General features: G+C 51.5%; 7 protein-coding genes and 4 pseudogenes. 4 read left to right on the forward strand and 7 right to left on the reverse strand.

What is annotated here, in order from left to right:
• Positions 1-23 precede the first annotated feature (23 nt).
• Positions 24-666, reverse strand: a pseudogene (locus ACMZI0_RS05570) (bifunctional 4-hydroxy-2-oxoglutarate aldolase/2-dehydro-3-deoxy-phosphogluconate aldolase).
• A gap of 178 nt (positions 667-844) precedes the next feature.
• Positions 845-2,320, reverse strand: a complete 1,476-nt coding sequence (zwf, locus tag ACMZI0_RS05575; protein ID WP_415672217.1) for a glucose-6-phosphate dehydrogenase — start codon at positions 2,318-2,320, stop codon at positions 845-847.
• A gap of 365 nt (positions 2,321-2,685) precedes the next feature.
• On the opposite strand from zwf, the gene ACMZI0_RS05580 reads away from it, so the two are divergent.
• Positions 2,686-3,558, forward strand: a complete 873-nt coding sequence (locus ACMZI0_RS05580) for a MurR/RpiR family transcriptional regulator (protein WP_415672218.1) — start codon at positions 2,686-2,688, stop codon at positions 3,556-3,558.
• 294 nt (positions 3,559-3,852) lie between these two features.
• A complete protein-coding gene (gene pyk / locus ACMZI0_RS05585) occupies positions 3,853-5,295 on the forward strand; it encodes a pyruvate kinase (RefSeq protein WP_415672219.1) in 1,443 nt (480 codons plus the stop codon).
• Positions 5,296-5,379: 84 nt separating this feature from the next.
• Here the strand turns inward: pyk and ACMZI0_RS05590 are convergent.
• From ACMZI0_RS05590 to znuA, 4 genes and pseudogenes are all read right to left on the reverse strand, one after another.
• Positions 5,380-7,038, reverse strand: a pseudogene (locus ACMZI0_RS05590) (methyl-accepting chemotaxis protein).
• A gap of 308 nt (positions 7,039-7,346) precedes the next feature.
• Positions 7,347-8,318 (reverse strand): lauroyl-Kdo(2)-lipid IV(A) myristoyltransferase, encoded by a 972-nt coding sequence (gene lpxM / locus ACMZI0_RS05595; protein WP_415672220.1) that lies wholly within the window; start codon positions 8,316-8,318, stop codon positions 7,347-7,349.
• Positions 8,319-8,458: 140 nt separating this feature from the next.
• Entirely contained in the window at positions 8,459-9,820 is a 1,362-nt protein-coding gene (gene mepM / locus ACMZI0_RS05600) for a murein DD-endopeptidase MepM (RefSeq protein WP_415672221.1), read from the reverse strand.
• Positions 9,821-9,832: 12 nt separating this feature from the next.
• Positions 9,833-10,882: pseudogene (gene znuA, locus ACMZI0_RS05605) on the reverse strand (zinc ABC transporter substrate-binding protein ZnuA).
• Positions 10,883-10,953: 71 nt separating this feature from the next.
• Between znuA and znuC the strand changes: the two are divergent.
• Both znuC and znuB read left to right on the forward strand, forming a co-directional pair.
• Positions 10,954-11,703, forward strand: coding sequence for a zinc ABC transporter ATP-binding protein ZnuC (znuC, locus tag ACMZI0_RS05610; RefSeq protein ID WP_415672222.1), 750 nt, complete (start codon positions 10,954-10,956; stop codon positions 11,701-11,703).
• Positions 11,700-12,486, forward strand: a pseudogene (gene znuB, locus ACMZI0_RS05615) (zinc ABC transporter permease subunit ZnuB). Before znuC ends, znuB begins: the two are co-directional and overlap by 4 nt.
• A 7-nt stretch (positions 12,487-12,493) precedes the next feature.
• Here the strand turns inward: znuB and ruvB are convergent.
• The gene (gene ruvB / locus ACMZI0_RS05620; protein WP_415672223.1) at positions 12,494-13,495 is read right to left on the reverse strand and encodes a Holliday junction branch migration DNA helicase RuvB; all 1,002 of its coding nucleotides are present in this window, start codon (positions 13,493-13,495) and stop codon (positions 12,494-12,496) included.
• Positions 13,496-13,498: the final 3 nt, after the last annotated feature.

Consider the following 13,498-nt stretch of genomic DNA (forward strand, 5'->3'; position numbering starts at 1 on the left):
GGCTCTTTCGTATTAACAACGTGTTACGCCGTTGCGACAGCGACAGCTTCACGAGCCAACTCGGTAATACGCGCGTAGTCACCACTTTCCAGTGCATCGTTCGGCACCAACCAAGAACCGCCCACGCACAGTACGCTTTTCAGTGCCAGGTAATCGCGGTAGTTTTTCAGCGAGATACCGCCGGTCGGGCAGAAACGAATCTGGGAGAACCGGACCGGCAATCGCTTGCAATGCTTTCACACCACCGTTCGCTTCCGCCGGGAAGAATTTGAACTCACGCAAACCGTAGTCCATACCTAGCATCAGTTCAGAAACGGTGCTGATACCCGGAATCAACGCAATCGGGCCTTCAACGGCAGCTTTCAGCAACGGCTCGGTCAAACCGGGGCTGATGGCGAACTGTGCGCCAGCGGCGATAACATCGGCCAACTGCTGCGGATTGGTTACCGTACCCGCACCAACAATCGCGTCAGGCACTTCTTTGGCAATGGCGCAGATCGCGTCTACTGCGCAGTCAGTACGCAACGTCATTTCCAGAACGCGAACGCCACCCGCTACCAGCGCTTTCGCCATCGGCACTGCGTGTTCCAGTTTGTTAACCACAATTACTGGAACCACAGGATCCGTGGTCAAAATTTGCTCTGCGCTCGTTTTCCAGTTTTTCATCAGTCATCATCTCCTGTCATGCCCTGAGGCATCATTAGTCATATAGCGCGCCCCTGCCACAGGGATCTGCCAAAAGCAGACGTCCGACCGCACCGTGTTAGCCAAACATTACAAAAAAAAAATTCAATCTATTACCGGGCACTACCGCACGCTGTCGAGGGCGGCAGAAGCCAACGACTTATTCCACTTCATTCCATGAACGGCCATCACGCGTGATCATGGCGACAGAGGCCACCGGCCCCCAGGTGCCTGCCTGATACGGTTTCGGAGCATCGTTATCCATCGCCCAGGCTTCCATGATGGAATCTACCCATTTCCAGGCCTCTTCCGTCTCATCACGGCGCACAAACAGTGCCTGGATACCGCGCATGGTTTCCAGTAACAGACGCTCGTAGGCATCTGCCAGATGCTGTTGATTGAAGGTTTCGGAGAAGCTCAAATCCAGCTTCACGGTTTGCAGACGATGTTTGTGCTCTAACCCAGGGATTTTGTTCAAGATCTGGATTTCGACACCTTCATCCGGTTGCAAACGGATAATCAATTTATTCTGCGGCAACTGCTGATAAGAATCATGGAACAGGTTCAACGCAGGGTTTTTGAAATAGACTACCACTTCCGAGCACTTGGTCGGCAAACGCTTGCCGGTGCTCAGATAGAACGGCACGCCCGCCCAACGCCAGTTGTCAATATCGACGCGGATTGCGACGAAGGTCTCCGTGTTACTGCTTTTGTTGGCACCCTCTTCTTCCAGGTAACCCGGCACTTTATGGCCTTGCACAAAACCACCGGTATATTGACCACGCACCGTTGTTTCATGCACGTTTGAACGATCGATACGGCGCAGTGAACGCAGCACTTTCACTTTCTCATCGCGAATACGGTCGGTGCTTAAATCCGACGGCGGCGACATGGCAATCATGGTCAGAATCTGCAACAGATGGTTTTGGATCATGTCGCGCATCTGCCCAGCCTGATCGAAATAGCCCCAGCGACCTTCAATGCCAACTTCTTCCGCTACGGTAATCTGCACATGGTCGATGGTGCGGTGATCCCAGTTGGCGGAAAACAGCGAGTTGGCAAAACGCAACGCCAGCAAGTTGAGTACCGTCTCTTTGCCCAGATAGTGGTCAATACGGTACACCTGACATTCGTCGAAATACTCCGCGACCTGATCGTTGATCTCGCGCGAAGAGGCCAGATCCGATCCCAGCGGTTTTTCCATCACCACGCGCGACGGCGATTTATTCAGCCCCGCTTCACCCAACCCGCGGCAGATTGCGCCAAAGGTGCTGGGTGGCATGGCGAAATAGTTGATGGTGGTACGGGTCTTTTGATCGAGCATTTTGCCCAACCGTTTAAAACCCGCGGTATCCTGCACATCCAGATTACAAAAATCCAGTCGACCGCTCAGCGTTTGCCACAGCCCGTCATCGATAGACTCCTTCATAAAGGTGTCCAGCGCTTCGCGCACTACGCTAACGTATTTTTCCTTATCCCACTCAGCGCGGCCCACGCCAATGATGCGCGTATCCGGATGAATATGACCGGCTTTTTCCAATTGATACAGAGACGGCAGCAATTTACGGCGCGCCAAATCGCCTTTCGCACCGAAAATAACCAGATCACACGCCTGGGCTGTTGAAGTTACCGCCATGTTCATCTCCTCGTTGCAGGATGCTGTAATTTTATTACAACAATAATGTACTCTTTTTGACTAGGACCCGTAAACCCGTCAATAAATGTCATTAAGTTTCACATTGAGCATCACGTAATCGTGAAAAAACCCACTGTATGAATGACTGAAACGGTTTAAGCACTCCTCCAAAAGAGAAATTTTCTGTCTTTTCTGACAGTCGGTTACTTTTTTGAAAGTTAGACACACGTCATGTTCTTAGAAAAAAATGCGCGGCCTCACGTAGTTTTCCCTGCCAACCCGGCAAGGGGCGTAGTATATTCCCATGAATTCTGCATCGGTTTCCCTCTGGTTGAAATCGACAAAACCACACATGGTCTCATTATATGAACATGCTGGACAAAATTCTGAGCCACCTTGAGCTCCTCAGCAAGTCAGAACGAAAAGTGGCAGAGGTAATTTTGGCGGCGCCCCACACGGCTATCCATTCCAGTATTGCCACACTGGCTGGAATGGCGGACGTGAGCGAGCCCACCGTCAATCGGTTCTGCCGCCGTTTGGAAACCAAAGGATTTCCTGATTTCAAGCTTCATCTGGCGCAAAGCATCGCCAATGGCACGCCGTATGTTAACCGTAACGTCGATGAAGATGACAGCGTCGATTCCTATACCAGCAAAATTTTTGAATCCACCATGGCGGGGCTAGAGCACGCTAAATCAAATCTGGATATTACCGCCGTCAATCGTGCTGTGGATCTTCTGACGCAGGCGAAAAAAATTTCGTTTTTCGGTTTTGGTGCCTCTGCCGCCGTTGCGCATGATGCGATGAACAAATTCTTCCGCTTTAATATTCCTGTCGTTTACTTTAACGACATTGTCATGCAGCGCATGAGCTGCATGAACTCCAGCGATGGGGATGTCGTGGTACTTATCTCCCACACAGGCAGGACAAAAAGTCTGGTTGAAATGGCGCAGTTAACGCGGGAAAACGATGCGGCCGTTATCGCTATTACGTCAGGCGAAAGCCCCCTCGCCCGCGAGGCTTCCCTGACGCTACGCGTTGATGTTCCGGAAGATACTGATGTCTACATGCCAATGGTGTCCCGTATCGCTCAATTAACGCTGATTGACGTACTGGCAACCGGGTTTACTCTACGCCGTGGCGCCAAATTCAGGGATAACTTAAAGCGCGTCAAGGAAGCATTACAGGAATCGCGCTTTGATAAGGGCGATCGTTTTGGACCCTCTTACGGTAACTAGCACTAAACACATGTTTTTGTTTTTTTGTGTTTATATAAACATTCGTTTTATTAAAATATTGTTTTGTTGGCACAATGCGTTTGTATTTAATGACTTACCCAACATGATAACCATAACAAGGGGAAGGGTTGGCTATCCTTAAGGAACAATGGCTGCTATACATGAGCCATTGCCCGGTATAGCCACCCGTACTTAACCACGGATGCGGGCCGCGTTTGATATTTACCTGATGCTATAGCGCGCGGTTCGATATTAATCACTTCACTATTGCTTCACAAGTCAACGGAGTTATACATGTCCAGACGGCTCAGAAGAACCAAAATCGTCACTACGCTCGGGCCAGCTACCGACCGCGACAATAATCTGGAAAAGGTCATTGCCGCAGGCGCTAACGTAGTCCGCCTGAATTTTTCGCATGGTACGCCCGAAGATCATCAGTTGCGTGCGGACAAAGTGCGTGAAATCGCAGCAAAATTTGGCCGCCATGTGGCAATTCTGGGCGACCTCCAGGGGCCAAAAATTCGCGTTTCCACCTTTAAAGAAGGCAAAGTCTTCCTGAATGTTGGCGACAAATTCCTGCTGGACGCCAACCTCGGCAAAGGTGAAGGCGATAAAGAAAAAGTCGGCATCGACTATAAAGGCTTACCTGCTGACGTGGTACCGGGTGATATTTTGTTGCTTGACGATGGCCGCGTGCAGTTAAAAGTATTGAGCGTGGACGGCATGAAGGTCTTTACCGAAGTGACCGTTGGCGGCCCACTTTCCAACAATAAAGGGATTAACAAGCTCGGTGGTGGTCTGTCTGCCGAAGCCTTAACTGAAAAAGATAAAGCAGATATCATCACAGCGGCCAAGATTGGCGTCGATTATCTGGCGGTGTCTTTCCCACGCTGCGGTGAAGACCTCAATTACGCGCGCCGTCTGGCAAGCGATGCGGGCAGTCAGGCGAAAATCGTTTCCAAGGTAGAACGTGCCGAAGCCGTCGCCACAGATGAAGCCATGGATGACATCATTCTGGCGTCTGACGTGGTGATGGTCGCGCGTGGCGATCTGGGTGTAGAAATTGGTGACCCGGAGCTGGTAGGTATTCAGAAGAAACTGATCCGCCGGGCTCGCCAGTTAAACCGTGCTGTCATCACCGCCACGCAGATGATGGAGTCGATGATCACTAACCCGATGCCAACGCGTGCCGAGGTGATGGACGTCGCCAACGCAGTTTTGGATGGTACCGATGCGGTGATGTTGTCAGCGGAAACCGCAGCCGGTCAGTACCCGGCTGAAACTGTCGCCGCAATGGCTAGCGTTTGTCTGGGCGCAGAAAAAATCCCGAGTATCAATGTTTCCAAGCACCGTCTGGATGTGCAATTCGATAACATCGAAGAATCCATTGCGATGTCCACGATGTATGCCGCGAATCACCTGGAAGGCGTTACCGCGATTATCGCCATGACCGAGTCTGGCCGCACCGCGCTAATGATGTCTCGTATCAGTTCCGGTTTGCCAATTTTCGCCATGTCACGCCATGAGCACACACTGAATCTCACTGCGCTCTACCGTGGTGTTACACCGGTGCATTTTGACAGCTATACCGACGGAGTTGCCGCCGCTAACGATGCCGTCATTCGTCTACGTGACAAAGGTTTCCTGATGTCCGGCGATCTGGTTATCGTCACTCAAGGCGACGTAATGAGTACGGTAGGCACCACCAACACCTGCCGTATCCTGCGAGTAGAATAACTACCTGCTATTTGTCTGATAAAAAGCCCCTGAGTCAGGGGCTTTTTTTTGTTGCTGCCAAATTGCAACGCAGGCGAGGCTAACTTAGAACGTTTCCCAATTGCCTTCGGTTTTAGGTGCAGCTTTCTGCGCGGTTAATACAGGGACCGGGGATGTCGCCATAGGTTTACGTACCGCAACGGCTTTTGGCGCAGATGCAACCGTTGCCAGTTGGAAAATAGAGACAATCTGATTCAAATAACGCGCCTGCTCTTCCAGCGACGCAGAGGCGGATGCTGATTGTTCTACCAGTGCCGCGTTCTGCTGGGTCACGCTGTCCATTTCCACCACGGCCTGACCGACCTGGCTGATCCCTTTGCTCTGTTCACTCGAGGCAGAAGCAATCTCTCCCATGATATCCGTCACGCTGGTCACCGCTTTAACGATATTCTCCATGGCACTGCCAGCCAGTGCAACTTGATCGGAACCGATCTTGACGTTATTCACTGACTCATCAATCAGGGTTTCAATCTCTTTCGCAGCCTGAGCACTACGCTGAGCCAGATTGCGCACTTCTCCCGCAACCACCGCGAAGCCACGGCCTTGTTCGCCTGCACGTGCCGCTTCAACCGCCGCGTTCAACGCCAGGATGTTGGTCTGAAACGCAATGCCATTGATGACGGTAATAATGTCGGCAATTTTTTGCGAGCTGCCGCTGATGGTGCTCATGGTTTTGATCACGTCGTTGACAATGTCTCCACCTTCATTTGCGGTCTGAGAAGCGTTCTTGGCGACCAGACTTGCCTGATTAGCGTTATCCGCGTTTGTTTTACCACTGCACTCAATTGCTCCATGCATGCTGGCTGCCGTTTGCTCTAACGCGGAAGCCTGCTCTTCGGTGCGCGATGACAGATCGGTGTTACCCGACGCAATTTCCCCGGCGCTGCGGTAAATTTCTTCAGCACTACCGCGAATATCCGAGACAGTCTTAACCCAGTTACTTTGCATCTGCTGAACAAAAGGAGCCAGCTTACCCACACAGTTTTTCCCCATCGATTCCAACGGTGTGTGCAAGATACCTTCCGCCAATATTTGCAGGTGCTGCTGGATGCGCTCCAACGGGCGAACCACAAATGCTGCCAGATAGCGATCGACGAACAGCCCCTACTGTCAGTGCCGCAATCAAGATACGCTTGCACCACTCAACCCAAACCGCTGATACGCCTGCTCTTTTAAACCTGCGATAACCGCGTTGTATTTATCGATGACGGTGGTGAAATCACGGCGCAGTTCACGGTATGGTCCGCTCGAGAGTTGTTGAAACGTATCTGGTCGATCGCCTTTCAATGCCTCATACATGGGGACCATCGCCTGACTAAACAGCCGATAGGAGCTGTTATAGATCTCATCTACCGTGACGTTATTGATATTGGCGTGATTGGTCACCTTAAAGGTTTCCAGCCCCTGTTTTAGACGGGCCAACTCTTCTTCTGCCGTGCGCAATTCAGTGGCGAGTAAAGTTGGATTGTTGCTGGTTTTCGCTTCAGCAGCGCGATCCAACGCACTTTTCGCACGGTAATATTGACCACTGGCGCCGTTAATAATATTGCCGTTAATTTGCTGTACGTTGGTGAGATCAATTTCATCGTTAAGCTGGCTGAGCGAATAGAGCGCAAAAGCAGAAACACCGCCCCACAGCAAGGAAAACAGGATTAGGATAAGCACCAGCATGGTTCTTATTTTAGTATCGCGGATAAAATTCATAATATCAGCCCTGGAAAGGTAATGATTAGGGGTTCACTGGTGTGAACCAAATCCATGCTTCCTTGCGAGGAAACCGCGCAAGTCAACCTGCAGGCCGTGATCGTCCATGCTTGTGTAACACCTCATGCGTTAAGGTTATCGACATGTTATTGATACACTTGAGGGTTCACGTTAAAAAATTTTTATTATAATTAAAAAACACGTAATTTGGCGATGGCAGCGTTGGGAAAGCAGAAGGGAAAAACGCGATACGCTGTAACAGGCGCGAACTACAGCACACGTCTGTTACAGCAAAGATATGGGATACGTTAGTCGCGAAACAGTTCATCCCGACAGTAGGGTTCTATTTCTCCGGGTTTGCGGGTTTTCAATATCTTCAAAATCCAGGTGTACTGTTCAGGATTGGGGCTGACCAATTGCTCGACTTCTTCATTCATACGACGCGCAATACGCACGTCATCAGCGTCAAGCAAATCATCCATCGGTGGACGAATCACCACATCCAGCATCCCTTCTGCGGCGTTATACACTGGGAACAAAGGCACCACTGACGCTTTACAAACCTTCATCAAGCGACCAATAGCAGGCAAAGTAGCCTTATAGGTGGCAAAAAAATCAACGAATTCACTGTGTTCAGGACCATGATCCTGATCAGGCAAATAATAGCCCCAGTAACCATTTCGAATGGAGCTGACAAACGGCTTGATGCCATCGTTTCGCGCATGAACACGGCCATTGGTGCAAAGGCGCGCGCTGTTCCACAGGTAATCCACCAGTGGATTTTTTTGGTTATGCATCATTGCCGCAATTTTTTGGCCCCTGGCAGAAATTAGCATGGCGGGAATATCGACGCCCCAGCCGTGGGGGACCAAAAAGATAATATTACGTTCTTGCGCCTGAAGCGCTTCAACCGTTTCCCAGCCGTGCCAGCGCAACTTTTTCTGTACATGCTTAGGGCCACACACGGCCACTTCGGCCATCATGACCATCGCCTGCGGCGCAGTAGCGAACATCCTGTCGATAATCGTTTCCCGCTTTGATTCCGACAGTTCAGGAAAACAATAAAGCAGATTGATACGGGCGCGTCTTCTCGCCCCTTTAGCAAACCGGCCTACCAGTTTGCCTAACTTGCCCAATACCGGATCGCGCCAACGGGCAGGCACATAGGCTGTTGCCGCCATGGCTCCTGCGGCTAGCCATACCCCCCAATAACGCGGCAGATAAAATTCGCGTTTGAACTCAGGAATAAACTCGGCGGTATTTTTTTTCTCTGTATTCATGCCTTAACTCTTCAAATACAACATGGGGTAATGATAATTGTCCGCTCAGGTTTTGTAATCATCTTCCCTGTCAGTGTGTGGCTGATATAAATAAAACAGCCGACAGCAAGCTGTCGGCTGAAGGAAAAACAGGCCGAGTATCAATTAAACTTGAGCTGTGGTGTAACCTCTCTCACCTGCGCCAGATACTCACGACGTTCCTGGCCAGCCAACCCTTCCGAACGCGGCAGTTTCGCCGTCAGCGGGTTAACCGCTTGCTGGTTGATCCAGAACTCATAATGCAAATGCGGCCCAGTAGAACGCCCTGTGTTGCCCGATAGCGCGATACGGTCACCGCGTTTAACCTTCTGCCCCGGCTTCACCAACAGCCGATTCAGGTGCATATAACGCGTGGTATACTGGCGCCCGTGACGAATCTCGACGTAGTTGCCGGTATCCGGCCCATGCGATGCAGCCACCACTTCACCATCCCCGACCGACAATACGGGAGTGCCCACTAGCATGGAAAAATCCACACCACGATGTGGAGTCACACGCCCAGTCACCGGATTAAGGCGGCGCGGGTTAAAGTTAGAAGAGACACGGAACTGCTTCATAGTGGGAAAACGCATGAACCCACGGGTTAAGCCAGAGCCTTCCCGATCGTAGAACTTGCCGTCCGCTGCGCGGATAGCAAAGTAGTCTTTATCACCGGTATTGAGGCGAACACCGATCAATTCACTCTGTTCGTTGCGACCATCGAGAATTTCCCGCGACAGCAATACCGAGAAATTATCGTCCTTACGTAGCTTACGGAAATCAAGCTGCCATTGCAGCGCCTTGATCACCGCATTGACTTCACTGTCTGTCAATCCCGCCGCTTTAGCACTCTGCACAAAACTACCACTGAGGCGGCCGTTGATAACGCGATTATGCCACTCACCCTTCTGCATCTCGACACGTTCTTTAAAAGCGTTAGCACCACGCTCATAGATGCGGGTTTCGCGACGTGACATCTGCCATGTCAAACTTTGCAACTCACCCTCATCATTGACCGCCCAAGAGAGTTGCTGTCCAATTTTGAGGTTACGTAAGTCATCGTGTTTATCGGCCAGCAGGGACACGTCAGCCATATCAATACCGTACTGAGTCAAGATACTGCTCAAGGTATCACCGGTCGAAACCACATATTCGTGCACGCTGCTGTCATCACTGCCGGTGGTGCCCAGCTCGTCTGCCGGAATTTCCACTGGCGGCGTGGGTTGCTCAATGCTTTCGCTGTCCATGGGCTCACTGGCCTCAGGCGTTAACGTCTGCGGTTGCATAACAGTTTGTGCTTGAGGGGGAACGGTGCTTGAAGGCACCTCTTTGACAGTAACGGGCGTATCATCAGCGGGGGGATAAACGACGGGTCGCCAAACGGCAATGGCCAGGGTGATGACACTTAACGACCCCAGCATAATGCGATGGGGTCGCGGCAAGTTGTTATACGCTATAGCGATAGTTCGGACTATCTGCTGCACTTATCGGCATCCTCATGATCTCTTCTCCAGGCAGCGGCTATACTGATCAGACAGTTGTAACAGAAACTCGGCATAACTGTCCTTACTTAGCGCGATGTTGCTTCCCAATGGATCCAGTACGCCAGTGCGTACCCTCCGTTCCTTTGGCAACAGCGTTGATAACCGCTGGCCTGAATTGCGGCTCAGCAAAGACGCATACGGCCTTCTGCTCAACCAGTTGTGTTCGTATTTGGTGTAAATGCTGTGCGCCGGGTTGAATGGCGGGGTTAATAGTGAAATAGCCTAGCGGGCTTAACCCGAAACGCTTTTCAAAATACCCATAGGCATCGTGGAACACGAAGTAGCTCTTCCCCTTCACAGGCGTAAGCATATTAACAACTTTTTCTTCTGTCTGCGCGAGTTGATCTGTAAAATTAAGCAGATTCGCGTCTAGTTTGTCCTTCTTTTGTGGCATTAGTTCCAATAATTTTGCGTGAATTGCGATTGCCATCTCAGGCGACAGCCAAATGTGCATATTGTACTCGCCATGATGGTGCCCTTCATGCTCGTCAGCGGCCTCATCGGCTGCATGATCGTGATGCGATTCAACGCTGCCATGAACGTGTTGATGGTCATCTTCGTCATGATCCGCAGATTCATGATGCTCGTGTCCGGCTTCATCAGCGTGCTCTTCTCCATGGTGTTCATTTTCTTTTATCAGTGCACGCTGAATGCGCCAATGCAATCTGCTGCGATGCTGCATGGGGTGCCAGTTGTTTGGTTAAAAAGGCTTCCATTTCCGGGCCGACCCAAATAATCAGCTCTGCCGACTGTAAAACGCTGGACATCGCTTGGGCGCAAGGCATAATCGTGGGTCGATGCGCCATCGGGCAATAACACCTCAGTGGACGTTACTCCGTCTGCGATAGCGGCCGCGATAAACCCAAGAGGACGAACGGAGCTGACGACCGCCGCCTGAGCACTTATAGCACTCATGCCAGCAAAGAATAGCGCGCCTGCGGTAAACAGGGCTTTCAATTTTTGTTCATTTAACCATTTTTTCGGTGGGTAGCTGGATTGCATGCACGTTTTCTCATTCATTTACCGTTAATTTTGTAATTATAACGTCACAGACACTCTGCAAACTGAATTTTATGTCTACACTCGTTTCGCTCGATCGCATTTCCGTCGCCTTTGGTGAACATAACGTGCTCAGCGACATTTCGCTGAACCTGCAATCGGGCCGCATTCTCACGCTGCTTGGGCCAAATGGCTCAGGGAAATCCACGCTGCTGGTACGCGTTGTGCTCGGATTGCTTTCCCCTACGGCAGGCACGCTGCACAAACAACCGAATTTACGCATTGGCTACGTGCCGCAAAAACTGCATCTGGATGCCACCCTACCCCTGACCGTTGGCCGCTTTATGCGTTTACGTCCCGGCGTTAAGCAGCAGCATATCTTGCCCGCGCTCAAGAGCGTTCAGGCCGCCCATTTGTTGGAACAACCGATGCAAAAGCTTTCTGGTGGGGAGACACAGCGTGTACTACTGGCACGGGCCTTGCTGAATCAACCCCAGTTGCTGGTATTGGATGAGCCGACGGTCAATGGCCAACTGGCGCTGTACGATCTTATCAACCAATTGCGGCAGGAGTTTAACTGTGGTGTGTTGATGGTATCGCACGACTTGCATCTGGTAATGGCCAAGACGGACGAAGTGCTGTGCCTTAATCAGCATGTGTGCTGCTCCGGCGCACCGGAAGTGGTGTCTATGCATCCTCAATTTCTTGCCATGTTTGGCCCACGCGGCGCAGAACAGCTTGCGGTATATCGCCATCATCATAATCATCGTCACGATTTGAACGGACGCGTTATTTTACAACGACAGGGCGGCAACGACGCATGATTGACATTTTGCTTCCCGGTTGGCTGGCCGGTATTTTTCTGGCGTGCGCAGCAGGCCCGCTCGGCTCATTTGTGGTATGGCGGCGGATGTCTTACTTTGGTGATACTCTGGCCCACGCCTCTCTTCTGGGCGTTGCTATGGGTTTTCTGTTAGATATCAACGTCTATTATGCCGTTATTATGGTGACGCTGTTACTGGCGCTAGGGTTGGTGTGGTTAGAGCGTCGCCCTTATCTTGCCATCGATACGCTGCTTGGCATCATGGCGCACAGTGCACTGTCGCTGGGGTTAGTGGTCGTCAGCCTGATGAACAACATTCGCGTTGATTTAATGGCCTATCTGTTTTGGCGATCTACTGTCCGTAACCACGCAAGATTTATGGCTGATTGGGCCTGGCGTACTGGTGGTGATCGCCATCATGTGCTGGCAATGGCGTTCGCTGCTCTCAATGACCATCAGCCAAGAGTTGGCACACGTCGATGACGTCAATTTACAGCGCACGCGTTTGATCTTGATGTTGGTGACCGCGTTGACTATCGGATTAGCGATGAAATTTGTGGGTGCGCTGATCATCACCTCATTGCTGATCATTCCAGCCGCCACCGCGCGCCGCTTTGCGCGCACGCCGGAGCAGATGGCGGGTCTGGCGGTGGTTCTGGGTATATTCGCGGTGACAGGTGGGTTAATCTTTTCAGCCTTGTATAACACCCCTGCCGGCCCTTCTGTGGTGCTGTGCGCCTCGTTCCTGTTTATGTTGAGTCTGGTGCGCAAGCAACCCGCCTGAAGGCGGGTTATGCTTTATCAATACCAAAATGGCGATACGCGTGCACGGTGGCAATACGCCCGCGTGGCGTACGCTGAATAAAACCTTGTTGAATCAGGTAGGGTTCCAGCACATCTTCAATGGTTTCGCGCTCTTCACCGATAGCCGCCGCCAGATTATCCAGCCCCACCGGTCCACCGGTAAATTTATCGATGATCGCCAGCAGCAATTTGCGATCCATATAATCAAACCCTTCCGTGTCTACGGCCAGCATATCCAGCGCCTGCATCGCTATCCCAGCGTCAATGGCACCACTTGATTTTACTTCTGAGTAATCACGGACGCGGCGCAACAACCGATTAGCAATACGCGGCGTTCCGCGAGAACGACGTGCGACTTCCAACGCGCCGTCGTCCGTGAGATCCAACCCCAGGCAAGCCGCGCTGCGGCCAACAATATGCTGTAAATCTTCAACTTTATAGAATTCAAGTCGTTGCACAATACCAAAGCGATCGCGCAGTGGCGACGTTAGCGATCCAGCCCGGGTCGTCGCACCTATCAGGGTAAACAGGGGAAGATCGAGCTTGATTGAGCGCGCCGCCGGCCCCTCACCTATCATGATATCCAACTGGTAGTCTTCCATCGCGGGATAGAGCACTTCTTCTACCACGGGCGATAAGCGATGGATTTCATCAATAAACAGTACATCGTGCGGTTCAAGGTTGGTCAACAGCGCGGCCAAATCTCCCGCTTTCTCCAACACCGGACCCGACGTAGTACGCAGATTAACGTTCATCTCATTAGCGACAATATTGGCGAGCGTGGTTTTTCCCAAGCCGGGCGGACCAAAAATCAACAGATGATCAAGCGCATCACCCCGTTTGCGCGCCGCCTCGATGAAAATCTCCATCTGCTCGCGCACCTGAGGTTGCCCAACGTATTCGGCCAGCATGCGTGGGCGGATCGCACGGTCAATGACCTCTTCTTCGGGTATTTCCTGCGCGGAGATCAGGCGGTCAGCTTCAATCATGGC

It is taken from the genome of Symbiopectobacterium sp. (assembly GCF_047692315.1).
Lineage (GTDB): Bacteria > Pseudomonadota > Gammaproteobacteria > Enterobacterales > Enterobacteriaceae > Symbiopectobacterium.